The organism is Streptomyces sp. NPDC001970, from assembly GCF_053594115.1.
Window position 1 is genome coordinate 243,619 of the sequence record NZ_JBSFDW010000004.1, and the last position, 23,732, is coordinate 267,350.

Below are 23,732 nucleotides of genomic sequence, written 5' to 3' on the forward strand. Positions count from 1 at the left end.
ATGTCGACGTACCCTCCCCGCATGGACAGCGCAGAGTACGAGCGGAAGATTGCCCACCGGTTCGCGGAGTTCGATCAGGACGGCAGCGGCTACATCGACCGTGAGGACTTCAACAGGGCGGCGGCCTCGTTGCTCGCCGAGTTCGGCACGACGGCACGCTCCGACAAGGGGCAGGCCCTCTATTCGGGCGCCGAGGCGTTCTGGCAGGGCATGGCGGGGATGGCCGACGTGGACGGCGACCAGCGGGTCACGCGCCAGGAGTTCGTGACCGGCGCGGTGAAGAGACTGCGGGACAACCCCCACCGTTTCGCCGAGATCGCCCGCCCCTTCCTCCACGCCGTGATCGCCATCGCCGACGTGGACGGCGACGGGGTCACTCCGTCGAACGCGGCGCGCGTGCTGCGGGTGCTGGGGGTCGAGCCGGACCGGTGCGAGGCGGTGGCGCGGGCGCTGGACGCGGACGGCGACGGCCGCATCAGCGAGGACCAGATCCTGGCGGCGTTCGCGGCGTACTACGTCACGCCGGAGCCGTAGCACCTGCGGCGGGCCCACGGGGCGGAGCCGCATATCGGCACAGCCCCTCCCCGCCCCACAGCCCCTCCCGGCCCCTTCCCGTACCGGGGTGCCGCCACTGACCCCGTTTGCGGGCGGGGCTCAATCTCGAGGACGGGCACCCCGGCCGCGGCTCGGTGCCGGAGACGCCCCGTGGGCTGAGGGCTGAGGGCCGGGGCTTGCCCCCGGTGCGGGAAGGGGCGGGCAGGGGAGAGAAAAGGCGCCGCCCCGGCCCGCGGCTCACCCTCCTTCGGCACCCGCACCCGCACCGGCACCGAACCGCTCGCGCAGCTTGTATTTCAGGACCTTCCGCAGCGTCTCGTTGCGCGGCAGGGCCTCCACCCTCTCCAACTGCTCCGGCAGCTTGTGGGTGGCGAGGCCCGTGCCCCGCAGATACGCCGTGACCTCGGCCAGCGTCAGCGGTGGCGCGGCCGGGGGCTGTTCGATCACCGCGCAGACGCGCTCGCCGCGGTCGGCGTCCGGGAGGCCGATGACCGCCACGTCTCCCACGCCCGGGTGCGCGTGCAGCAGGTCCTCGATCTCCTTGGCCGAGATGTTCTCGCCCTTGCGGATGATGACGTCCTTGAGGCGGCCGGTGAGGACGAGGTGCCCCGACGGCGTGAGGTGCCCGAGGTCCCCGGTGATCAGGAAGCCGTCCGCGTCGAATACGGCCGCGCTCTGATCCGGGTCCAGGTACCCCTGGCAGACCGCCTCCCCGCGCAGCCGCACCTCGCCGTCGACGATGCGTATCTCCATGCCCTCGGGGGGCCGGCCCTCCGTCGTGGCGAGGTTCTCCGCGGTGTCGTCCGGTGAACCCATGGTGATCATCGGCACCTCGGTCATGCCGTAGCCGTGCGTGAGCTGGACGCCCATCTCCCGGACGACCGCGTGGTACAGCTCGGGCGGCTTCGCCGCGCCCCCGCCGGCCAGCAGCCGCAGGGTGGGAACGACCGGCTCCCCGGGCTGCCTGCGCTGCTCGGCCAGGAACATCGAGTAGAAGGCCGTGGAGCCGCCGGCCGTCGTGACGCCGTGCTTGCGGTACGTCTCCAGGGCGTCCGGCAGCGTGAACTTCTCGAACAGCACCGCGGGGAAGCCGTACAGCAGCAGCATCACGAGATAGTCCGCCCCGCCGATGTGCGCGAACGGGAAAGCGATCGACCCGACGTCCTCGGGTGTGAGCCGCAGCGCGTGCGCCAGGCAGGAGCCGCCCGCGATCAGCGAACGGTCGGTGTGCAGCACGCCCTTGGGGTCGGAGGTGGTGCCGGAGGTCCAGTAGATCCAGCGCACGGACGTGCCCTCGGCCGGCGGCGGGGGCAGCACGGACGGGTCGCCGGCGGGCAGGGTGTCGTACGCCTCGAAGACGCCGCGCGCACCGAGCCGCCCCGCCATCGCCGTGTGGTCGAAGCCGCGCCACTCGCCCGGCACGGCGAGGAACTCCGCCTTCGACTCGCGCAGCGCGAAGCCCACCTCCCGGTCCCGGTAGAAGGGGATGACCGGCGACTGGACGGCGCCGATCCTGGCCAGCGCACCGGTCAGCAGGACCGTCTCGACGCGGGTGGGCAGTTGCCAGGCGACGACGGTGCCGGGCCGCACACCCGTGCCGTACAGCCCGGCCGCCACCCGTTCGCAGCCGTCCCGCAGCTCGCCGAAGGTCAGCCGGTGGTCGTCCTGGATCAGCACGGGCCGGTCCGGGGTGAGCGTGGCGCGGCGGTCGATCAGCTCCCAGAGGGTGCGGGAGGCGCTCAGGGCGTGTGCGGTGTCGGTCACGGCGGTCATGTCCCCCTCCAATGGAGCTGACGGCGAGTCAGATCGTGCGGAGAGCGTAGGGCCGGTCGCCTTGTCGGTCCAGGGGCGCGGGACTAGCCTGCTATCTGACGACCCGTCAGAACGTGTCAGGACCGCCAGAGCGGAGGGGGCCCGATGGAACGGGAACTGCCTCGGATCATCAGCGTCGACGACCATGTGATCGAGCCCGCACATCTCTTCGAGACATGGCTGCCGGCGAAGTACCGGGACCGCGGGCCCCAGCCGCTCACCGCCGGCATCGGCGAACTCGCGTACGTCGGCGGCAAGTACCGGATCACGATGGACCCGGACGGCCCGCCGACCGACTGGTGGATCTACGAGGACCTCACGTTCCCGTACAAGCGCAACATCGCCGCCGTCGGCTTCGACCGCGACGACATGACGCTGGAGGGCATCACCCGGGCCGAGATGCGGCGCGGCTGCTGGGACCCCAAGGCCAGGCTGGAGGACATGGACCTCAACCATGTCGAGGCCTCCCTCTGCTTCCCCACCTTCCCCCGCTTCTGCGGGCAGACCTTCGCCGAGGCCAAGGACAAGGAGGTCGCGCTCGCGTGCGTGCGCGCGTACAACGACTGGATGGTCGAGGAGTGGTGCGGTGACAGCGGCGGCCGGCTGATCCCGCTCTGCATCATCCCGCTCTGGGACATCGGCCTGGCGGTCGCGGAGATCCGGCGGAACGCGGCGCGCGGCGTGCGGGCCGTGACCTTCTCCGAGATTCCGACGTATCTGGGGCTGCCGTCGATCCACTCGGGCTACTGGGACCCGTTCTTCGCGGTGTGCCAGGAGACCGGGACGGTCGTCAACATGCACATCGGGTCGTCCTCGCAGATGCCCGCCGCCTCGCCGGACGCGCCGCCCGCCGTCCAGGCGTCGCTGTCCTTCAACAACGCGATGGCGTCGATGATGGACTTCCTCTTCAGCGGGGTGCTGGTGAAGTTCCCGACGCTCAAGCTCGCCTACAGCGAGGGCCAGATGGGCTGGATCCCGTACGCCTTGGAGCGGGCGGACGACGTGTGGGAGGAGCACCGGGCCTGGGGCGGGGTGCGGGACCTGATCCCGGAGCCGCCGTCGACCTACTACTACCGGCAGATGTTCTGCTGCTTCTTCCGCGACAAGCACGGCGTCGCGTCGCTGGACGTCGTGGGGCGGGACAACGCGACCTTCGAGACCGACTATCCGCACGTCGACTCGACCTTCCCGCACACGAAGGAGGTCGCGCTCGACCATGTGAAGGACCTCGACGACGAGACGATCCACAAGCTGATGCGCGGCAACGCGATCCGGATGCTGGGCCTGGACCTCGACTGATGGACCTCGCGTACACGGAGGAGGAGGAGGCCTTCCGGGCCGGGCTGCGCGAGTGGCTGGCGGTGGCGCTGCCGAAACTGCCGCCGAGGCCCTCGCCCGACGACTGGCCGGGGCGGCGGGCGTACGACGCGGGCTGGCAGCGGGCGTTGCACGACGCCGGGTACGCGGACCTCCACTGGGACGCCTCCCCGACCCAGCGGCTGATCTTCCTGGAGGAGACGGAGAAGGCCGGAGCGCCGTACGTGGGGGCGAATTTCGTCGGCCTGCTGCATGCGGGGCCGACGGTCGCCGCCGAGGGGAGCGAGGAGCAGCGCGAGCGCTGGCTGCCGCCGATCCTGCGCGGCGACGAGATCTGGTGCCAGGGCTTCAGCGAGCCGGACGCCGGATCGGACCTGGCGTCGCTGCGGACGCGGGCGGTGCGGGACGGCGACGCGTATGTGGTGACCGGCTCGAAGATCTGGACCTCGCACGCGGAGGTCGCCGACTGGTGCGAGCTGCTGGTCCGCACCGACCCGGGCGCCCCGAAGCACCGCGGGATCACCTGGCTGGCGATGCCGATGGACGCGCCCGGCATCACCGTACGGCCGCTGCGGACGCTCGCCGGATCGACGGAGTTCGCCGAGGTGTTCCTGGACGAGGTGCGGGTGCCGGCCGCGAACCGGGTCGGGGCGGAGAACGACGGCTGGCGCGTCACGATGGTCACCCTCTCCTTCGAACGCGGCACCGCCTTCGTCGGCGAGGTCGTCGCCTGCCGCCGCACGCTCGGCGAACTCGCCCGTGCCGCCCGCGAGAACGGCCGCTGGGACGACACCGCGCTGCGACGCCGACTGGGGCGCCTGAACGCGGAGTTCGGCGCGCTGTGGCGGCTCACCCAGTGGAACGTCAGCGAGTCGACCCGCACGGGCGGGGTGCCCGGCACCGGCGGCTCGGTCTTCAAGCTCCGCTACTCCCACGCGCGCCAGGAGCTGTACGACACGGCGGCCGACGTTCTCGGCCCCGACGCCCTGGACCTGGCCCGCGACTGGAACCTGGACCGCCTCTCCGCGCTGTCGTACACGATCGCGGCCGGCACCTCCCAGATCCAGCGGAACATCGTCGCCGAGCGGATACTCGGCCTGCCGAAGGAGCGGTGACCGGGCGTGCACTTCCAACTGACCGAGGACCAACGTGCCTTGCGGGCGGGCGTGCGGGAGCTGCTGGAGGCCCGCTTCGACCGGGACGCGCTGCGCGCCGCCGTGGACGATCCGGTGCTGGACCGGGCGCTGTGGCGGGAGCTCGGCGATGCCGGGTTCTTCGCGCTGCGGCTGCCCGAGGCGGAGGGCGGGGTCGGTCTCGGCCTGCCCGAGGCGGTGCTCGCGTTCGAGGAGGCCGGGCGGGTGCTGCTGCCCGGGCCGCTGGTGGCCACGCATCTGGCGGCCGGGACCGTGCCCGGGGCCGCGACCGGCGAATCCGTGGTGACGAGGGCGGACAGCTGCCTCGTCCCCTGGCTGGAGGAGGCCGACGAGGTGCTCGGGGACGTGACGGGCGCCGTGGCCGTACGGTCGGTCGATCCGCTCACGCCGCTGCACCGCCTCCGCGGGGGCGGCGGGCCGGCCCCCGGCCCCGAGGCCGTACTTCTCACCGCCGCCGAGCAGGTCGGGTCCGCCGCCCGCACCACCGAGCTGGCCGTGCGACACGCGAAGGAACGGGAGCAGTTCGGGCGGCCCATCGGCGGCTTCCAGGCGGTCAAACACCTCTGCGCGCAGATGCTGGTACGCAGCGAACTGGCCCGAACCGCCGTCTACGCGGCCTCCGTCACCGCCGACCCCGTCGAGATCGCGGGAGCAAAGCTGCTCGCCGACGAGGCGGCCGTACGGGGTGCCCGTGACTGCCTCCAGGTGCACGGCGGCATGGGCTTCACCTGGGAGGCCGATGTGCATCTGCATCTCAAGCGGGCCTGGGTGCGCGCCGAGCTGTGGCAGACGGCCGCCGAGTCCGAGGAACTGCTCGCCGCCGCACTCCGGTGAGTCACCGTGCGTCGATATCGGGTTGTGTCCTTCGGCGGAGTCGTCACGGCCCGGAGTCGGGTTCCCCCTCCGGTACGCTCCGTGGGGTGCGAGATGCGTGCTGTTGCGGAGGCCGTGACATGTCCGGCTCCGCCGCGTGGGCCCCGAGCCTCCGGCCGGTCACCGACGTGGCCGCCGGAGAAGAATGCGCCGCTCGCACGGAGTGTTCGACTGTCCGCAGCGTGCGTCGCACAGTATGCACCACGCATACTCCTTCGCGCTGGAATATGCCCGAAGCGCTTGTTGCGGTGACTGTACGTCAACCATGCTGTCTGACAAGGAAATCACGTTCCGTGATGACGATGGCTATGAGGCGCGAGGCGATGTGTCCGCCGGTTCGGATGGTGTGAACGGTGCAGGTGCTTCAGGTTCAGTTGGAGGTCGGTCCGGATCCCGCGGAGGTGGGACGGGCCAGGAGATGGGCCCGTTCGCGGCTCGCAGGGTCCGGGATAGGGGACGACGAGCCGCTGGCTGAGACGCTGGTGCTGCTCATCTCCGAGCTGGTCACCAACGCGGTGGTGCACACGGGCTGTCCGGCTGTGCTGCGCATGCTCTTCGGCGCGGGTGCGACGGACGCGGGGACGGTGCGGGTGGAGGTCGCCGACACGAGCGCCTGCCCGCCGCAGCCGCGGCACGCGGAGGGGGACGACACCAACGGGCGCGGTCTGGAGCTGGTCCACGGTCTCGCCGACCGCTGGGGCTGGCAGCCCGAAGGGGCCGGCAAGCGCATCTGGTGCGAGGTCGACCGGAGCGCGGCGCCGCAGCCGCAGCCGCAGCCGCAACCGCAGTCACAGCCGCAGCAAAGGCTGTCGGCGCCGCACGTGGTGGCACCGGCCGTTCCGGTGGGCCTGGTGCCCGGCACGTACACCGCCTGACGCGGGGCGCACAGGCGCTCCGGGCACGCGGACCCCGAGCGCCCGCGCCCCACGGGTACCCGGGCGGGACCGCCGAGGCTAGAGCACGGCCACCGGCGCGACCGGGGTCCCGGTGCCGCCCACGAACGGCTCGGGCGTCGCCGACAGGAGGAAGGCGTACCGCCCCTCATCGGCGCAGGCCGCCGACAGCTCCTCCAGATTCCAGTTCTGGCCCTGCAGCATGCCCATCTCCACCAGGTCCAGCGCATGCACCGGCAGCCACAGGTTCTCGATCTCCGGCGGGAAGATCTCGAAGGTGAGCGTGTCGTTCGCGACCGCCGCCACGTCGCGGCCGTGGAACCACTCGGGCGTACGGACCGAGAGCCCCGGCGACGGAAAGGCGTACCCGTGCTTGTCGCCGCCCAGATACGCCTGGATCTGCCCGGTCCGCACGAGCACGACGTCCCCGGCGCGCACGCTCACGCCGCCGAACTCCTCGGCCTCTGCCAGGTCTTCGGGCGTCACGGCGTGGTCGCCCGGCAGCCGGTCCACGCCCTTCGCGCGCGCCACGTCGAGCAGCACGCCGCGCGAGACGAGCGTGCGGACCGTGTCGATGCCGCTGAAGCCGGCGCCGCCGTGGGCGGTGATCGTGTCCGCCGGACGGCCGTTGTAGATCTTCCCCGAGTGGGAGACATGGGTGAGCGCGTCCCAGTGGGTCGCCGCCTGCAGCCCCATCGTCACGGCGTCGTCGCTGGTCGCGACCGTACCGGGCCCGAACAGCTCCTGGTTGATCTGGACCATGGTGTGCAGCGGGTTCACGCGCCCGGGGATCAGCCCGGTCTGGACGCCGTCCTGCTGGAGGGGCAGGGCGAGCGGCACGCGGCGGCCCGTACGGATCTCCGCGGCGCCGCCCCGCACCACCTCGTCCGTGATCAGGTTCAGCGTCCCGATCTCGTCGTCGGCGCCCCAACGTCCCCAGTTGTTGACGCGTTTGGCGATGTCGTGGAACTCCGGTGGCAGCGTCGGCTCGGACATCGGTCCTCCTCGGGTCTTGTGCTGAGGTGTCTGACGGCCCATAAAATCTAACGGTCCGTCAGAAACCGCGGGAAGGGGCCGGACGTGGGGAACTTCTTGGCAGGCAAGGCCGTCGCCGTGACGGGCGCCGGGCGCGGCATCGGGCGGGCCGTGGCCCTCGCGTGCGCCGCCGAGGGAGCGAAGGTCGTCGTCAACGACTACGGCGTCTCGATCGAGGGCGGCGAGCCCACCTCCGAGGTCGCCGAGGCCGTCGTCAAGGAGATCGAGGCGGCGGACGGGCAGGCCGTGGCCGTCGCGGACGACATCTCGACGATGGCGGGCGGACAGCGGATCGTCGACACGGCGCTCGCGCGGTACGGGCGCATCGACGGAGTCGTCTGCGTCGCCGGCATCCTGCGCGAGCGCATGCTCTTCAACATGACAGAGGAGGAGTGGGACTCGGTCGTCGCCACCCATCTGAAGGGCACCTTCACCGTCTTCCGGGCGGCGTCGGCGGTGATGCGCAAGCAGGGCGGCGGCACGCTCATCGGCTTCACCAGCGGCAACCACCAGGGGTCGGTCGCGCAGGCCAACTACTCCGCCGCGAAGGGCGGCATCATCTCGCTGGTGCGCAGCGCGGCGCTCGGGCTGCACAAGTACGGGGTGACGGCCAACGCGGTCGCGCCCGTCGCCCGTACCCGCATGTCCGCGAACGTGCCGATGGAGCTGAAGGAGATCGGCGAGCCGGAGGACGTCGCCGCGCTCGTCGTCTATCTGCTCTCCGAGCGGGCGCGCGCGGAGGGCATCACCGGACAGGTCTACACGGTCGCGGGCCCCAAGATCGCGGTCTGGGCGCAGCCCCGGGAGCTGCGGGCGGGGTACGTGGAGGGTGCGTGGACGCCGGAGAGGATCGCGGACTTTCTGCCGGGGACGGTGGGGACGGACCCGATGCCGATGCTGGCGCAGCTGGAGGCGATGGCCAGGGCGGCGGCGTCGGGTGACCGCCCGAACACGTAGCCGAGGGCGCTGCCCCGCCTGGCGCCCCGGGGCGGGCCGGCGGGCGGACGGCCGACGGGTCGGCATCCGGGCACCGCTGGGGGCCTCAGCAGGCCCTCAGCAGGCCCTCAGCGGTCCGGTGTCCGGCATCGGGGTGGCCCCCGCGGTGAGCGCCCAACGGATCGGCGCCCGGCACCGGGGCTGTGCCCACCCTCCCTCACAGCCCTTCGGGCGTGGGCGTACCCCCATTCGCTTCGCTCGCCCTGCGGAACGACGGCCCACAACGGGGGGAACGACTGCCCGCGGGGGCCGGGGCGGCAGCCCCGGACAACCTCGACCCCACCCGGCTCCCGGCAGGGATTCGGGTAGGGACGCGGTCGGGGAATTCCCCGACCGCCACGACAGGAGGCGTAGATGAACTTCGAGTTCGGGCCGGAGGACCAGGCCTTCCGGCGGGAGGCGCGCGCGTGGCTGGAGGACCATCTCACCGGCGGGTTCGCGGACGCCGCCGGCCGTGGCGGGCCCGGCAGCGAGCACGAGCGCGCCGGCACGCGCCTCGCCTGGGAGCAGGAACTCGGCCGCGACGGCTGGATCGGCCTCGGCTGGGACGCCGACCACGGCAACCGCCGCGCCACCCTCACCCAACAGGTCGTCTGGGCCGAGGAGTACGCGCGCGCCCGGGCACCCGGCCGGGTCGGCCACATCGGCGAGAACCTGCTCGCGCCCACCCTCATCGCTTACGGCAGCAAGGAGCAGCAGGCCCGCCATCTCCCGGCCATCGCCCGCGGCGAGGAGCTGTGGTGCCAGGGCTACAGCGAGCCCGGCGCCGGCTCGGACCTCGCCTCGGTCCGTACCACCGCCGTGAAGGACGGCGCCGGCTACCGGGTGACCGGCCAGAAGATCTGGACCTCGCTCGCCCGCGAGGCCCACTGGTGCTTCGTCCTGGCCCGCACCGAGCCCGGATCGGGCCGTCACCACGGGCTGTCGTTCCTGCTCGTGCCGATGGACCAGCCGGGCCGTGTCGACGTACGGCCGATCCGGCAGATGTCCGGCACCAGCGAGTTCAACGAGGTGTTCTTCGACGGCGCGGAGGCCGTCGAGAGCGTCGGCGGCGAGGGCAGCGGCTGGCAGGTGGCGATGGGCCTGCTCGCCCTGGAGCGCGGCGTGTCGACCCTCGTCCAGCAGATCGGTTTCGAGGAGGAGCTGCGCCGGGTCGTGCGGACCGCGGTCGACAGCGGCGCCGTCGACGACGATCCGGTGCTGCGGGACCGTCTCGTGCGCCAGTGGGCCGAGCTGCGCACCATGCGGTGGAACGCCCTGCGCACCCTGGGCAGTTCGGACGACCCGGGCGCGCCGAGCGTCGCGAAGCTGCTGTGGGGCGGCTGGCACCAGCGGCTCGGCGAGTTGGCGATGCAGGTGCGGGGCGCGGCGGCCGCGGCCGGTCCGGGCGCGTGGTCGCCGTCGTACGAGCTCGACGAACAGCAGCGGCTGTTCCTCTTCACCCGCGCCGACACGATCTACGGCGGCTCGGACGAGATCCAGCGCAACATCATCGCCGAGCGCGTGCTCGGCCTACCCAAGGAGCTGCGGTGAGAGGTGTCGTCTTCGACGGTGAGCGGGTCGAGGTGGCCGACGACCTGGAGATACGGGACCCGGGGCCCGGCGAGGTGCTGGTCGCCGTCGCCGCCGCCGGGCTGTGCCACAGCGATCTGTCGGTGATCGACGGCACGATCCCGTTCCCCGCGCCCGTCGTCCTCGGGCACGAGGGCGCGGGCTTGGTGGAGGCGGTCGGCGCGGGAGTGACCCATGTGGCGGCCGGTGACCATGTGTCGCTGTCCACGCTCGCCAACTGCGGCGCGTGCGCTGCCTGCGACCAGGGGCGGCCGACGATGTGCCGCAAGGCGATCGGGAGGCCGGGGCAGCCGTTCTCGCGGGCCGGACGGCCGCTGTACCAGTTCGCTTCCAACTCGGCCTTCGCGGAACGCACCGTCGTCCAGGCCGTCCAGGCCGTACGGATCCCGGACGACATCCCGCTCACCTCCGCCGCGCTGATCGGCTGCGGCGTCCTCACCGGTGTCGGGGCCGTGCTCAACCGGGCGAAGGTAGGGCTCGGCGACACGGTCGTCGTCATCGGCACCGGCGGCATCGGTCTCAACGTCCTGCAGGGGGCCCGGCTCGCGGGCGCGCTCACGATCGTCGCGGTCGACACGAACCCGGCGAAGGAGGAGACGGCGCGGCTCTTCGGCGCCACGCACTTCCTCGCCTCCGTGGCCGGGGTGCGGGAGATCCTGCCGGACGGCGCCCAGCACGTCTTCGAGTGCGTGGGACACACGGGCCTCGTCCGGCAGGCCATCGACCTCCTCGACCGGCACGGTCAGGCGGTGCTGCTCGGCATGCCGGCCCCGACGGCCGAGGCGACGTTCCTGCCCGCGTCGATGTTCCTGGACAAGTCCGTCCTGGGCTGCCGCTACGGTTCGTCGCGTCCGCAGCACGACATCGCGCTGTACGCCCGGCTGTACCAGGAAGGGCGGCTGCTGCTCGACGAGCTGGTGACGGAGACGTACCCCGTGGAGGACTTCGCGAAGGCGGCGGACGACGCGGAGCACGGGCGGGTGGCGCGGGGGGTGCTGACGTTCTGACCCTCGAGGACGTCGATCGAGGGGGCGAGGAGAGCATCCCCACCGCCACCGCCACCGTCGCCCACGCCGGACCGGCAGGGCAGTACCGGGCACGTCTCCAGCCCGTCCGGCGATTGAGGACGGACACCGACGGCGTACCCGGCCGGTCCGGGGCGGGCCCTCAACGCGTTCAGGGCGCAGGCGCCGTCGCCCGGAACGTACGCCGGTAGACCGTCGGCGGGACCCCCAGCGCGCTCTGCAGGTGCTGCCGCATCGACTGGGCCGTCCCGAAGCCCGCGTCCCGTGCCACCTGGTCCATCGACAGATCCGTCGTCTCGAGCAGCTGCCGCGCCCGCTGCACCCGCTGCTGCGTGAGCCACTGACCCGGGCTGACCCCGACCTCCTCGCGGAAGCGGCGCGTGAAGGTCCGTACGGACATGGACTCCTGCTCGGCCAGATCGCGCAGCTGGACCGGCCGGTGGAGATGCGCCATCGCCCAGGCGCGCGCCTCCGACGTCGTCGCGACCTGCGGCTCGGGGACGGGGCGCTGGATGTACTGCGCCTGGCCGCCGTCGCGGTGCGGCGGCACGACGGTGCGGCGCGCGATGTCGTTGGCCACCGCCGTGCCGTGGTCGCGGCGCACGATGTGCAGGCACAGGTCGATGCCCGCGGCCACCCCGGCGGACGTGAGGACATCGCCGTCGTCGATGAAGAGGACGTCGGCGTCCACCTTGACCTTCGGGAACAGCCGCTGGAAGTGCTCGGCGGAGGACCAGTGCGTCGTCGCGGGACGCCCGTTCAGGAACCCGGCCGCGGCCAGGACGTACCCGCCCGTGCAGATCGACACCATGCGGGTGCCGGGCCGCAGCCGGGCGAGGGCGGCGGCCAGCTCCGGGGTGAGCCGGCCCTCTTCGTGGACGGGACCGAGTTCGTAGGAGGCGGGCACGATCACCGTGTCGGCCGTCGCCAGTGCCTCCGGACCGTTCTCGACGAGCACGGCGAAGTCGGCGTCCGTACGCACGGGGCCCGGCGGCCGCACCGAGCAGGTCACCACCTCGTACAGCCTCCGGCCCGAGGCGTCGGCCGCGCGGCCGAAGATGCGCTGCGGAATGCCCAGCTCGAAGGGGAGGCAGCCGTCGAGGGCGAGGACGACGACACGGTGCCGCTGTGCGGGGGCCATGGCCCGATCATATCGAATGCTGTCCTTCAGGCCACTCGCCCGCGCTGATCGCCCGCCGGATGCTGGGTGACGTGACCCAGACAAGCGATCTCGCCGACGTCCCCGCCCAGGAAGCCGCGCGCCGTCCGCCGCGCCCGCGGCGGAGCCGCATCGTGTCACCGCACAGGGCGTGGTTCGTCGTCGCCGTCACGTTCGTGACGATCCTCGGGGCGGCCGCGTTCCGTTCCCTGCCGGGGTTGCTGATCGACCCACTGCACCAGGAATTCGGCTGGTCGCGGGGCACGATCGGGCTCGCGGTCTCCATCAACCTCGCGCTGTACGGGCTCACCGCGCCGTTCGCGGCGGCGCTGATGGACCGGTACGGCATCCGGAAGGTCGTCGCGGTCGCGCTCACGATCATCGCGGTCGGGTCCGGCCTGACCGTGTGGATGACGGCCGCGTGGCAGCTGCTGCTGTGCTGGGGCATGCTCGTCGGGCTCGGCACGGGCTCGATGGCGCTGGCCTTCGCGGCGACGGTGACGAACCGCTGGTTCACCGAGCGGCGCGGCCTGGTCACCGGCATCCTGACGGCGGCTGCGGCGTCCGGGCAGCTGATCTTCCTCCCCCTGCTGTCCTGGATCGTCCAGGAGCACCACTGGCGCCCGGCCGCCGTCACGGTCGCCCTCGCCGCGCTCGCGGTCGTCCCCTTCGTCTGGCTGCTGCTGCGCGACCACCCGGCGGACGTGGGGCTCGCCCCGTACGGCGCCGAGAAGTTCGTCCCGAAGCCCGCCCCGGTCCCGGGCGCCGCCCGCCGCACCGTCGACGTGCTGCTCTCGGCAGCCCGCACCGGCCCCTTCTGGCTGCTCGCCGGCACGTTCGCGATCTGCGGCGCCTCGACGAACGGCCTCGTCCAGACCCACTTCGTCCCCGCCGCCCACGACCACGGCATGCCCATCACGGCGGCCGCCTCGCTCCTCGCGTTGATCGGCGTCTTCGACGTCGTCGGCACGATCGCATCCGGCTGGTTCACCGACCGCTTCGACGCCCGCCGTCTGCTCGCCGTCTACTACGCGTTGCGCGGCATCTCGCTGCTCTTCCTGCCGATGCTGCTGGCCCCGTCCGTCCAGCCGCCGATGATCTTCTTCATCGTCTTCTACGGCCTCGACTGGGTGGCCACCGTGCCGCCGACGATCGCCCTGTGCCGCGACCACTACGGGGACGACTCGGCGATCGTCTTCGGCTGGGTCCTCGCCTCCCACCAGGTCGGCGCGGCGGTCGTCGCCTTCGCGGGCGGCATGGCGCGGGACGTCTTCGGCTCGTACGACGTCGTCTGGTACGCCTCGGGGGCGCTGTGCGCGGTGGCGGCGCTGATGGCGCTGGTGATCAGGCGGCGGGGCGGCGGCCGGGAAATGCTTGCCCCTGCTGCCGGGTGAGGAGGGCCGGTCGCGTCAGCTCGCGCGGTCGAGCGGCTCGAACCCGGCAATGAGCCGCATCCCGGGCGCGGAGGCGAACCGTTCGAGCAGGGTCAGCGTCGGCGTCGTCCCACCCGCCTCGAAGCGGGCCACGGCGGGCCGCTGCAGCCCGGCTGCCCGGGCCGCCTGGGCCTGGGTCATCCCCAGCGCCTCTCAGCGCGCCCGCACGGCGCGGCCGAGTCCGAAGCGCATACGGGGCGCCTCGTCCGCTTCCCTGGCCTCGGGGCCGGCGAGAGCTTCCTCCCATGAACAGACTGCCGCGATATGCCGGGCGCTCGGGTTTGTTCACCCGATCGAGGAGCCGATGAAGCCATCGGCGAAGAGCGGTGCGGGGCGCCGGCACCGGAGTCACGGCCTACGCGCTGAACCGCCCGAACCGCCCCCGGTGGAACAGCAGCGGGTCCCCCTCCTGCTCGGCACCCAGCGCCTCCAACTTTCCCACCACGATGAGGTGGTCGCCGCCCGTGTGCACGGCCTGGATCGTGCAGTCGATCCACGCCGGTACGGAATCGAGGCGTGGCGACCCCGTCACGGGGGCGGGCGCATGGCCGACCCCCGCGAACTTGTCCGCCCCGCTCACCGCGAAGGCCCGGCACAGCTCGCCCTGGTCCGCGCCCAGGATGTTGACGCAGAAGACGCCCGCGCGCGCGATGCGCGGCCAGGTCGTCGACGTACGGGCGACCATGAACGCGACCAGCGGCGGGTCGAGCGAGAGAGAGGCGAACGACTGGCAGGCGAATCCGGCCGGGCCGCCCCCCTCGTCGTCGTAGGTCGTGATGACGGTGACGCCGCTCGCGAAGTGGCCCAGCACGCGGCGGAATTCGCCGGGATCGACCGGCAGGCGCTCGTCGTCGCCGACGGCGCGCAGATCGGGGCGGGGGAGTGCCTCGAACGGCTCCGCGGACGTGGCGGCGCCGACCGACCTGAGGTAGCGGACGGCGGTGGCCGCCATCCCTGCGTGTCCCATCACACCTCCATTGAAGCTGACGGATCGTCAGATAGGAAGGGATGGGGGTAGGGGGCTGCCGAATGAGGTGGCGCGTACGGTCGGCGATAAAATCGAACGTGTTCAAAAAGGTGAGGTGGCCAAGATGGTCGACATCGACCGGAGCAGTGCGTCCGCCGAGTCGTGCACACCTGTCCGGGACGAGTGGGCCCGGGCCACCGCCACGTCGGGCGCCGCCGGACAGGTGCTCGTGCTCGCCTGCGTCGCACCCATGTTCTTCTTCGGCTCGTCCGACTACCAGGTGTTCCCCTGGGGCCCGCCGGCTGCTGTCGTGATGCAGAACTGACCGCCGCGGGTGGGCGCCGCCCGGCGAAGAGCGTGGCGTTGTCGTTCTCGCGCCGGTCCTCGATCGGTCTTCTGCGAATCCTCGTCGGTCTGCGTCCGGTCCGTCCCCGCGCGCGGAGACCTGTAGGGGGAGGATCCCCTACAGCCCCCGGTACCGCGGGGTTCGCCGCTCCACGAAGCTCGCCACCCCCTCGTTCGCATCCCGCGTCGTCATGTTGATCTCCTGCGCCGCCGCCTCGGCCGCGAACGCCGTGCCGCGGTCGGTGTCGAGGGAGGCGTTGACCAGCTGCTTGGTCAGGGCGATGGCCCGCGTCGGGCCCTGGGCGAGGCGCTCGGCCCACTCACGGGCCGCTTTCTCCAGCTCTTCCGCCGGTACGACCCGGTTGACCAGCCCCATCCGCTCGGCGTCCACGGCCGACAGCGCGTCCCCGAAGAACATCAGCTCCTTCGCGCGCTGCGGCCCGATCAGGCGTGGCAGCAGATACGCGCCGCCCCCGTCGGGGACGAGCCCGCGGCGTACGAACACCTCGATGAAGCGGGCGGATTCGGCGGCCAGGACCAGATCGCAGGCGAGGGCGAGATGCGCGCCGATGCCGGCCGCGGTGCCGTTCACCGCCGCGATCACCGGCTTCTCGCAGTCGAGTACGGCCGCGACGAGGCGCTGCGCGCCGCGCCGGATCGTACGGGCGACGTCGCCCGCGACGCGCTCCCCGCCGTTCGACGGGGCTCCGCGCAGGTCGGCGCCCGCGCAGAAGCCCTTGCCCGTCGCGGTGATCACGACGGCGCGTACCGCCGGGTCGGCGGACGCGTCGGCGAGCAGCGCGATGATGCGCTCTCGCTGGTCCCAGGTGACGGCGTTCATGGCTTCGGGCCGGTTGAGGGTGATCCACGAGACGCCGTTGTCCGTGGCGTGGAGTACCAGCGACTCGTCCGTCATGCGGTTGCTCCTCCTGTTCGGGGGTGTGGGGGTGCGACGTACACCGCGAAAGACTCAGCGGCATACGGCGAGTGCGTCCAGTGCCACCGCACCCTGCCCGCGCGGCAGCACCATCAGCGGGTTGATGTCCAGCTCGGAGAGGTCGCCGCCGAGCTCGAGCGCCATCCGCTGCACCCGCAGGACGACCTCGACGAGCGCGTCCACGTCCACCGGGGGCCCGCCCCTGACCCCGTCCAGCAGGGCCCGCCCGCGCAGTTCGGCGAGCATCGAGCGGGCCTGGTCCTCACCGAAGGGCGGCACGCGGACCGCCGCGTCCTGGAGCACCTCCACCAGCACGCCGCCCAGGCCCACGGTCACGGTCGGGCCGAAGAGCGCGTCCTGGGTGACGCCGACGACCATCTCGACGCCGCGCTCGACCATCTGGCAGACGAGGATGCCGTCGAGGTCGATGCTCTCGTAGCGGGCGATGTCGGTCAGTTCGCGATAGGCGTCGCGGACTTGGCTGGCCGAGGTCAGCCCGATCTTCACCAGGCCGAGCTCGGTCTTGTGCGCGAGCTGGGGCGCGGACGCCTTCATCACCACCGGGTAGCCGACCAGACCCGCCGCCCGCACCGAGGCCGCCGCGCTGGTCACCAGCTGCTCGCGCGGCACGCGGATGCCGTACGCCCGCAGGAGCTGCTTCGCCGCGTGCTCGCTGAGCCGGTGGCCGGGACGGAGCAGGGCCTGCGCCTTGCGGAAGGACGGCGAGAGGGTGCGGGGAGCCTCGTCGAAGGGCGATCGGTAGCCGGTGGTGAAGCGGTGGTGGTCGAGATACGCCCCGACCGCGGTGATGCAGTTGCCGAACGTACGGAAGGTGGCGACCCGCGACGACCCGAGCAGGGTCGTGCGGTAGGCCTCCTCCGTGCCGACGGGCGAGCCCCACACCACGCACACCAACTTGTCCGTCGTCTCGGCCGCGTCCACGAGGTCCTGGGCGAGCTTGTCGCTCATGGGCGGGAAGGGGCCGGTGATCGGGCAGATCAGCACGCCGACCTGAGGGTCGGCGAGGAGCGCGTCGATGATCTTGCGGCCCCGCCAGTCGCCCACGGGGTGGCCGCCGTTGTCGACGGGGTTGGCGACGTTCAGATACTCCGGGATCCACTGGTGCAGTTCGGCCTGCTTGGCCTCGGGCAGCGCCGGCAGCCGCAGCCCGGCCGCGGTCGCCAGGTCCGAGAAGTGCGCGCCCGTGCCGCCCGAGATCGAATAGACGACGACGCCGTCGGCCTGCGGCTTCCGTGCCCGCGCCAGCAGCGCCGCCGTGTCCTGGAGTTCGTCGAGCCCGTCCACGCGGATCACGCCGTACTGCCGCATCGCCGCGTCCACCACCTGGTCGGCGCCGGTCAGCTTGCCGGTGTGCGAGGCCGCCGTCCGCGCGCCCGTCTCGGTCCTGCCCACCTTGACCGCCACGACCGGTACGCCGCTGCGCGCGGCCCGGTCGGCGGCGAGCAGAAAGGAGCGTCCGTCCTTGAGCCCTTCCATGTAACAGGCGATGGCCCCGACTTCGGGCCGCCCGGCGAAGTACGAGATGAAGTCGGCGGTCTCCAGGTCGGCCTCGTTGCCGGTGGGCGCCCAGTGGGAGAGCCGTACGCCCAGTTCCTGCATCGTGAAGACGGGCCGGCCCTGGTGGCCGGACTGGGTGATCAGCGCGATGGCCGGCCCCTGGAGGTCGTCGCGGAACCTCTCGAAGGCGTTGAGGTTGGTGTTCGGCCCGAGCAGCCGCAGTCCCGACCGCTCCACGGCCGCGGCCAGCCGCTGCTGGGCGGCCGCGCCCTCCTCGCCGGTCTCGGCGAACCCGGAGGCGAAGGCCACGGCGAACTTCACCTTGGCCTGGGCGAGTTCCTCGATGACCGCAAGCGGGTCCCCGACGAGCAGCACGGCCAGGTCGACCTGCTCCGGCAGGTCCGCGACGGAGGGGACACAGGGCAGCCCGAAGACGGCGCTGCGGCTCGGATGCACCGGGTGCAATCGCGCCCCGACCCGCTCGGCCCAGGCGATCAGCTGCCGCGTGATGCCGGTGTTGGGCCGGCCGTCGGTATCCGATGCCCCGACGACGGCGACCGACTCGGGCCGGAAGAACCGGTCCAGATCGGGGACGGGCGTATACAACGGCCGGCCGCTGACATCCAGATCGCCCTCGCTCGCGGCGAGGCCGTGGACAGCGGGTCCGGTCTGCTCTCCGCAGGCCACGACTCGGGCGCGGAGGTCGGTGGTGAGGGTGCCGTGGGTCGATCCAAGCATCGCTTCGCCCGCTCCTCGCTCGTCGGCCAAGTCAACTGACGCATTGTCAGATTAGCGAACTGACGACCAGTCAGGAACTGTCGTGCAGGGAACGCACGGGGTCCGCCTCCCTCGCGCGCACATTCGACCCGCCCCCGTGAGTCTCCCCAACGCACCGTCGTCCCTCCCCGAGGAGCGGAGGACAGTCGCTGCCGTTCGACCCGAACGTCGAGAACAACACGGCGAAGCTCGTCCGCAACCCGGTCGTCCGACGGCCGTGGCCCGGTCTCAGGCGCGCCGGAGACCGGGCCACGGCCGCCTGGGCCTGCGCCTCAGCGCGGCAGAGCCCTGGCGATCTTCCGCGCGTCCAGGGCCATTTCGCGGAACATCCCGCTGATCGGGTTGGTGAAGCCGGTGAAGTACAGGCCGGGCGCCTCGCGCGCGCTCCGGCCCCCGTGCACCACCGGGCGGCCGCGCTCGTCCAGGACGCCGAGGTGGCCGACCAGGGGCTCCAGGGCGCGGGAGTAGCCGGTGGCCGCGATGACCGTGTCGGGGGAGAGGCGGGAGCCGTCGGCCAGGACGACCTTGTCGCCGTCGAAGGACTCGACGGCGGCGACCGGTTCGACGCGGCCCGCGCGGATCGCGTCGATCAGACCGACGTCCTGGACCGGGATGGCGCCCTGTCCGACACGGGAGTACAGGCCCGTGTCCGGGCGGGGAAGCCCCTGGGCCGAGAGGTCGGGGACGGCCGCGCGGGCCAGCAGGCCGCCGGCCTTGTCCACCATCCGGACCGGGAGGCGCCGGACCAGGATGCCGGTGCGCTGGGCGGGCCAGCCGGCCGTCGAGCGGCGCACGATGTGGGGCACGGTACGTATCGCCAGGCGCACCCGGGAGGCGCCGCCCTCGACCAGGTCGACGGCTATCTCGGCGCCCGTGTTGCCGACGCCGACGACCAGGACGTCCTTGCCGGCGTACGGGGCGGGGTCGCGGTAGGCGGAAGCGTGCAGCAGTTCGCCCGGGTACGCGTCGCGGCCCGGCCAGTCCGGCAGGCGCGGGGTGTGGTTGTGGCCGGTGGCCACGACGACCGCCCGGCCGGTGAGGCGGCGGCCCCCGGACGCGTGCAGGACCCAGTCGGATCCGTCGCGCTCGATCCGTGAGACCTCGACGCCCGTCACCAGCTCCAGCTCGTGGAACTCCGCGTACGTCTCCAGGTAGCGGATCACGTTGTCGCGTGACACCCACCGCCCGAACTTCCGCGGCATGGCCAGGCCCGGGAGCCCGGACAGGCGACGCGTCGTGTGCAGGTGCAGCCGGTCGTAGTGGCCGCGCCAGGACGCGCCGACGGACTCCGACTTCTCCAGGACGACGGCCCGTACACCCCGCTCCCGCAGTGCGGCCGCTGCGGCGAGGCCGCCGGGACCCGCTCCGATGACGTAGACGGGGCGGTCGTTCGTGAGATCCATGGCTCTGTGATCGGGCATGAGCGCCCAGCGTAACGGTGCCCCGTTGCGAACCGGTCACGAGGGGACGACCTCTTGCGCTTCGGGCGCCCCGTCCGGTGAACTGACGTACCGTCAGATCACGGAGATCTCGAAGATTCTCAGGGAGGGGAGCCCGTGATGCAGACCGTCTGGCTCACCGGCGCCGAATGGCTCGCCGTCCTCCGCATCGGCCTCGGCCTGTGGTGGCTGGAGAGCTGGCGGCACAAGGACAAGAAGGGCTGGTTCGAGCGCGGCACCGGCATCACCTGGGCCGCCGACGTCGCGGCGAAGCACCGGTGGGAGCCGGTGCGATCCGGCTTCGGCACGATCGTCGCACCCCGGCCCAAGGCCATGGCGTACGTCGTCGTCTACGCCGAGCTCGCCCTCGGCCTCGGCCTGATCACCGGCCTTTTCACGCCGATCGCCCTGGTCGGCGGACTGCTCCTCAACCTCCTCTATCTCGTCCTGATGATCCACGACTGGGCCGAGCAGGGGCAGAACGCGATGATGGCGCTGATATCGCTCGTCGCCCTCGTCACGATGTCCTGGCAGACCTGGTCCCTCGACAGTGCGATCGGACTCTTCTGATGACCGGTGCCGCGACCCCCGACATCGACGACTTCACCCGGCCCTACTGGGAGGCGGCGGCCGAGGGCCGACTGCTCGTCCGCCGCTGCGGCGCGTGCGGGCGGGCCCACCACTATCCGCGCGAGTTCTGCCCGCACTGCTGGAGCGAGGACGTCACCTGGGAGCACGCGAGCGGGCGCGCGACCCTCTACACCTGGTCCGTCGTCCACCGCAACGACCTGTCGCCCTTCGCCGGCCGTACGCCCTACACGGCGGCCGTCGTCGACCTCGCCGAGGGCCCGCGCATGATGACCGGGATCGTGGACTGCGCGGAGGCGGACCTGCGGATCGGGATGGAGCTGGAGGTGACCTTCCGCGCGGAGGATGGGAACGGGGCGGATGGGAACCCGACGGCGGTGCCGGTGTTCCGGCCGTCCGCGAGAGGCTGACGGATGCCGGCCTCGGGAATCCGGGGCCGGCATCCGCCCTACGGCCGAACCGGCCGGTCAGCGCTCGTGGTCGGGTGAGCCGCCGACCGGGCTCGAGGCTCGGGTCAGGCGATGCCCCTGACCTCGGGCGAGCAGTCGGGCGTGTTCGAGCCCTTGACCGTGCACTACGGCCAGAGCAACTCCCGCACCCAGTGCGCCCCTTCGCGGCGGTAGCGCAGCCGTACGTGCCTGCGGCGCGCGTCGCCCTGGAAGAACTCCACCTCCGCCGGCTCGAGCACATAGACCGTCCAGGTGTCGGACGCCGCGTCCGGCTCGGACGCCGCGCGCTCCCAGGCCGCCTCGCTCGCCCGGATCAGGTCGCCGTAGTCGGCGAGCACGTCGGACTGCCGGCCCACCAGTGCCGCGGCCAGCGCCCCCGTCGAGCGGGCGTGGAGATCGTCGTACGCCTCCTGGGGCGTGCCCGCCACCACTCGTCCCCGTATCCGGATCTGGCGGCCCTGCGTGGGCCAGTAGAAGCCGAGCGCGGCCTGTGGGCGGGCGGCGAGCTGGTGGCCCTTCGTGCTGGTGGCGTGGGAGGCGAAGTGCCAGCCGCGCGCGTCCGCGTCGTGCAGCATCAGGGTCCGGACGTCCGGGCGTCCGTCCTCGTCGACGGTCGCCAGCGACATCGTGTGCGGCTCGGGCTGGCCGGCCGCCGCGGCCTCGACGAACCACCGCCGGAAGAGCGGCAGGGGTTCGCCGGGAGCGGTGTCCGGGGCGAAGGCGGGCAACTCGGTGTCCCAGACCGGCAGGGATCTGAGCACCTCGTGGAAGTCGTCCGAGTGATCGTGCGTCATGAGCCGATCATCACAGCGTGCCGATGTCCGCCGACAGCCAGTGCTCCGGACGCATACGGATCACCACCTGTTCGCCGAGGTTCTTCTCGGCGAAGTCGACGTAGCCGTCGACCTTCTCCGCCGGGAGGTAGCGGGCCGTGATCTCCCGGAGCGGCTCGTGGGTCCCGGGGGACGTCCCCGTCACCGGGCCCTCGACGGAGACGTACCGGATGGTGGGTTCGAGGCGGTCGACCATCAGCGAGAAGCGTCCCGCCTCGCCGATCAGCCGGTGCTTGCGCGAGTCGAGCCCGGTCAGGATCCAGACCTCGCCGCCCGGCTCGTACTGGTACCAGATCGGCACCATGAGCGGTCCCCTTCCATCCCCGCCGGCTACGGACAGCGCCGCGACATGGGGCTGCGCCAGGAACTGCTCACGTTCTTCACGGGACAGGGCCACCGGAATCTCCTTCGCACGGTCGTGCGTGCGCGGGGCACGCGGTTCGTCATACGCCGTCGCCGTCCCACTCTGCCGCACCGGCACTCCGCCGCCACTCAGGCCCGCGCGACGGCGTACGCCGTGCAGTCCTTGACGGGGGCCGCCCGGGCCGCCTTCCGGATGTCGTCGCGGATCTTCTTCGCCACGAGGTTCTCCACGGTGTGCGCGGCAGGACGCGCAGCATCAGCAGCCGCATCGCGATGCGGCCGTCATCTCCTTGGCGAACCGCTCCGCGAACCGCTGGTCAACTCCACGCCCGGCCGCATCGGCTGTATGGATTCTTCGGGGGTGCGGCTCAGCGACCCAGCACCACCGTCCCCGACGAGCAGAACCACCCCCCCGTCCCCGACGCCACCGCAAGCTCCGGAACGCTCCCGTCCGCGCGCCGCACCTGATGCCCGCCCGCCTCGCCGCGCAGCTGCCGTACCGCCTCCACCAACAGAAACAGCCCGCGCATCCCCGGATGGCAGGCGGAAAGCCCCCCGCCGTCGGTGTTCACGGGAAGCTCCCCGTCCAGCCGCAGCCGGCCCTTCTCGACGAACGCCCCGCCCTCGCCCTTCGCGCAGAACCCCAGGTCCTCCAGCGTCACGAGCGTCATGTACGTGAAGGCGTCGTAGATCTCGGCGATCTCGATGTCCTGCGGGCCGACCCCCGCCCGCTCGAAGGCCAGCCGCCCGCTGACCGCCGCCGGGGAGGCCGTGAAGTCCTCCCACTCGGACATGGTGGTGTGCGAGACGTGCTCGCCCGTGCCGAGGATCCACACCGGGGACCTCGCCGTGTCCGGTACGTACTCCTCGGCCGCCAGCAGCACCGCGCAGCCGCCGTCGCTGCGGATGCAGCAGTGCAGCTTGGTGAAGGGATCGGCGATCATCGGGCCGCCCAGGACGTCGTCCACGGTGATCGGCTCGCGGAACATCGCCTCGGGGTTGTGCGACGCGTTCGCCCGCGCCTGGACGGCGACCTCGGCGAGCTGCTCCAGGGTGGTGCCGTACTCGTGCATGTGCCGGCGGGCGGCCATCGCGTACTTGGCGATCAGCGTGTGCCCGTACGGCACCTCGAACTGCAGCGGCCCCCGCCCGCCGAAGGACAGGTTCGACGTGCGGCGTCCCGCGCGGATGTCGGCGCGCGCGGTGGAACCGTAGACGAGCAGCACGGCGTTGGCGTGACCCGCGGCGATGGCGTCGGCGGCGTGCGCCGCCATGACCTCCCAGGTGGCGCCGCCGACGGCGGTGGAGTCCACCCAGCGGGGCCGCAGCCCGAGGTACTCGGCCACCTCGACCGGAGCGAGCGTGCCGAGGCCGGCCGACGCGAGGCCGTCGATGACGCTCCGCTCGAGCCCGGAGTCGGCGAGCGCACGGCGGGCGGCCTGGGCGTGCAGGGCGTAGGGGGTGGGGCCGTCGACGCGGCCGCAGTCCGAGAGGGATATGCCGACGACGGCGACCTTGCGGGGGGAGCGAGGGGTGCGCGGGGTGGAAGGCATGAATCTGACGGTACATCAGATACGGGTGGCAGGGGGCGGCCCGGAGCGGCAGGCCGGGCCCGGCAATCGATCGGCGACCGGGCTGCGTGAGGTGCCGCATCGCGCGGCTGCGCCGCGTTCCACGCCCCGGCGGTAGGCT

General features: G+C 72.3%; 23 protein-coding genes. 12 read left to right on the top strand and 11 right to left on the bottom strand.

What is annotated here, in order from left to right; all coding sequences use genetic code 11:
• Positions 1-21: 21 nt before the first annotated feature.
• On the top strand, positions 22-534 hold the full coding sequence (locus tag ACWCP0_RS07745) for an EF-hand domain-containing protein (protein WP_451077958.1): 513 nt from the start codon (positions 22-24) through the stop codon (positions 532-534).
• 258 nt (positions 535-792) lie between these two features.
• Here ACWCP0_RS07745 and ACWCP0_RS07750 read toward each other — a convergent pair whose 3' ends face one another.
• A complete protein-coding gene (locus tag ACWCP0_RS07750) occupies positions 793-2,319 on the bottom strand; it encodes a class I adenylate-forming enzyme family protein (RefSeq protein ID WP_451078053.1) in 1,527 nt (508 codons plus the stop codon).
• 153 nt (positions 2,320-2,472) lie between these two features.
• Here ACWCP0_RS07750 and ACWCP0_RS07755 point away from each other — a divergent pair, with 153 nt between their 5' ends.
• From ACWCP0_RS07755 to ACWCP0_RS07770, 4 genes are all read left to right on the top strand, one after another.
• The gene (locus ACWCP0_RS07755) at positions 2,473-3,666 is read left to right on the top strand and encodes an amidohydrolase family protein (protein WP_451077959.1); all 1,194 of its coding nucleotides are present in this window, start codon (positions 2,473-2,475) and stop codon (positions 3,664-3,666) included.
• A complete protein-coding gene (locus ACWCP0_RS07760) occupies positions 3,666-4,799 on the top strand; it encodes an acyl-CoA dehydrogenase (protein WP_451077960.1) in 1,134 nt (377 codons plus the stop codon). The genes ACWCP0_RS07755 and ACWCP0_RS07760 overlap by 1 nt, the downstream gene beginning before the upstream one ends.
• A 6-nt stretch (positions 4,800-4,805) precedes the next feature.
• Positions 4,806-5,672, top strand: coding sequence for an acyl-CoA dehydrogenase family protein (locus ACWCP0_RS07765; protein WP_451077961.1), 867 nt, complete (start codon positions 4,806-4,808; stop codon positions 5,670-5,672).
• Between the two features lie 392 nt (positions 5,673-6,064).
• Positions 6,065-6,586, top strand: a complete 522-nt coding sequence (locus ACWCP0_RS07770) for an ATP-binding protein (protein WP_451077962.1) — start codon at positions 6,065-6,067, stop codon at positions 6,584-6,586.
• A 78-nt stretch (positions 6,587-6,664) separates the two neighbouring features.
• Here the strand turns inward: ACWCP0_RS07770 and ACWCP0_RS07775 are convergent, their stop codons facing one another.
• Entirely contained in the window at positions 6,665-7,600 is a 936-nt protein-coding gene (locus ACWCP0_RS07775) for a cyclase family protein (protein WP_451077963.1), read from the bottom strand.
• An 84-nt stretch (positions 7,601-7,684) separates the two neighbouring features.
• On the opposite strand from ACWCP0_RS07775, the gene ACWCP0_RS07780 reads away from it, so the two are divergent.
• From ACWCP0_RS07780 to ACWCP0_RS07790, 3 genes are all read left to right on the top strand, one after another.
• Positions 7,685-8,596, top strand: coding sequence for an SDR family oxidoreductase (locus tag ACWCP0_RS07780; protein WP_451077964.1), 912 nt, complete (start codon positions 7,685-7,687; stop codon positions 8,594-8,596).
• Between the two features lie 393 nt (positions 8,597-8,989).
• Positions 8,990-10,168 carry an acyl-CoA dehydrogenase family protein gene (locus tag ACWCP0_RS07785; protein WP_451077965.1) on the top strand — a complete coding sequence of 393 codons (1,179 nt, stop codon included), beginning with the start codon at positions 8,990-8,992 and terminating at the stop codon, positions 10,166-10,168.
• Complete coding sequence (locus ACWCP0_RS07790) at positions 10,165-11,214, top strand: Zn-dependent alcohol dehydrogenase (RefSeq protein WP_451077966.1); 1,050 nt, start codon at positions 10,165-10,167, stop codon at positions 11,212-11,214. The genes ACWCP0_RS07785 and ACWCP0_RS07790 overlap by 4 nt, the downstream gene beginning before the upstream one ends.
• Before the next feature lie 169 nt (positions 11,215-11,383).
• On the opposite strand, the gene ACWCP0_RS07795 is transcribed toward ACWCP0_RS07790, so the two are convergent.
• On the bottom strand, positions 11,384-12,373 hold the full coding sequence (locus tag ACWCP0_RS07795) for a GlxA family transcriptional regulator (RefSeq protein ID WP_451077967.1): 990 nt from the start codon (positions 12,371-12,373) through the stop codon (positions 11,384-11,386).
• A 71-nt stretch (positions 12,374-12,444) separates the two neighbouring features.
• Between ACWCP0_RS07795 and ACWCP0_RS07800 the strand changes: the two genes are divergently transcribed.
• On the top strand, positions 12,445-13,785 hold the full coding sequence (locus tag ACWCP0_RS07800; protein ID WP_451077968.1) for an MFS transporter: 1,341 nt from the start codon (positions 12,445-12,447) through the stop codon (positions 13,783-13,785).
• A 15-nt stretch (positions 13,786-13,800) separates the two neighbouring features.
• Here ACWCP0_RS07800 and ACWCP0_RS07805 read toward each other — a convergent pair whose 3' ends face one another.
• Positions 13,801-13,965 carry a helix-turn-helix domain-containing protein gene (locus ACWCP0_RS07805; protein ID WP_451077969.1) on the bottom strand — a complete coding sequence of 55 codons (165 nt, stop codon included), beginning with the start codon at positions 13,963-13,965 and terminating at the stop codon, positions 13,801-13,803.
• 214 nt (positions 13,966-14,179) lie between these two features.
• Entirely contained in the window at positions 14,180-14,776 is a 597-nt protein-coding gene (locus ACWCP0_RS07810) for a flavin reductase family protein (RefSeq protein WP_451078054.1), read from the bottom strand.
• A gap of 130 nt (positions 14,777-14,906) precedes the next feature.
• Here ACWCP0_RS07810 and ACWCP0_RS07815 point away from each other — a divergent pair, with 130 nt between their 5' ends.
• Entirely contained in the window at positions 14,907-15,116 is a 210-nt protein-coding gene (locus ACWCP0_RS07815) for a hypothetical protein (protein WP_451077970.1), read from the top strand.
• A 138-nt stretch (positions 15,117-15,254) separates the two neighbouring features.
• On the opposite strand, the gene ACWCP0_RS07820 is transcribed toward ACWCP0_RS07815, so the two are convergent.
• From ACWCP0_RS07820 to ACWCP0_RS07830, 3 genes are all read right to left on the bottom strand, one after another.
• Entirely contained in the window at positions 15,255-16,052 is a 798-nt protein-coding gene (locus ACWCP0_RS07820; RefSeq protein ID WP_451077971.1) for an enoyl-CoA hydratase/isomerase family protein, read from the bottom strand.
• A gap of 54 nt (positions 16,053-16,106) precedes the next feature.
• The gene (locus ACWCP0_RS07825) at positions 16,107-18,329 is read right to left on the bottom strand and encodes an acetate--CoA ligase family protein (RefSeq protein ID WP_451077972.1); all 2,223 of its coding nucleotides are present in this window, start codon (positions 18,327-18,329) and stop codon (positions 16,107-16,109) included.
• A gap of 311 nt (positions 18,330-18,640) precedes the next feature.
• Positions 18,641-19,789: a flavin-containing monooxygenase gene (locus ACWCP0_RS07830; RefSeq protein ID WP_451077973.1), complete on the bottom strand. Its 1,149-nt coding sequence runs from the start codon at positions 19,787-19,789 to the stop codon at positions 18,641-18,643.
• Between the two features lie 138 nt (positions 19,790-19,927).
• Between ACWCP0_RS07830 and ACWCP0_RS07835 the strand changes: the two genes are divergently transcribed.
• Both ACWCP0_RS07835 and ACWCP0_RS07840 read left to right on the top strand, forming a co-directional pair.
• Positions 19,928-20,377, top strand: a complete 450-nt coding sequence (locus tag ACWCP0_RS07835; protein ID WP_451078055.1) for a DoxX family protein — start codon at positions 19,928-19,930, stop codon at positions 20,375-20,377.
• The gene (locus ACWCP0_RS07840; RefSeq protein ID WP_451077974.1) at positions 20,377-20,805 is read left to right on the top strand and encodes a Zn-ribbon domain-containing OB-fold protein; all 429 of its coding nucleotides are present in this window, start codon (positions 20,377-20,379) and stop codon (positions 20,803-20,805) included. Before ACWCP0_RS07835 ends, ACWCP0_RS07840 begins: the two co-directional genes overlap by 1 nt.
• Positions 20,806-20,969: 164 nt before the next feature.
• Here the strand turns inward: ACWCP0_RS07840 and ACWCP0_RS07845 are convergent, their stop codons facing one another.
• The 3 genes from ACWCP0_RS07845 to ACWCP0_RS07855 all read right to left on the bottom strand — a co-directional run bounded on the left by ACWCP0_RS07845 (position 20,970) and on the right by ACWCP0_RS07855 (position 23,593).
• The gene (locus ACWCP0_RS07845; RefSeq protein WP_451077975.1) at positions 20,970-21,638 is read right to left on the bottom strand and encodes a pyridoxine/pyridoxamine 5'-phosphate oxidase; all 669 of its coding nucleotides are present in this window, start codon (positions 21,636-21,638) and stop codon (positions 20,970-20,972) included.
• Between the two features lie 10 nt (positions 21,639-21,648).
• The gene (locus tag ACWCP0_RS07850) at positions 21,649-22,074 is read right to left on the bottom strand and encodes a pyridoxamine 5'-phosphate oxidase family protein (protein WP_451077976.1); all 426 of its coding nucleotides are present in this window, start codon (positions 22,072-22,074) and stop codon (positions 21,649-21,651) included.
• A 334-nt stretch (positions 22,075-22,408) separates the two neighbouring features.
• Positions 22,409-23,593, bottom strand: a complete 1,185-nt coding sequence (locus tag ACWCP0_RS07855; RefSeq protein WP_451077977.1) for a thiolase C-terminal domain-containing protein — start codon at positions 23,591-23,593, stop codon at positions 22,409-22,411.
• Positions 23,594-23,732: the final 139 nt, after the last annotated feature.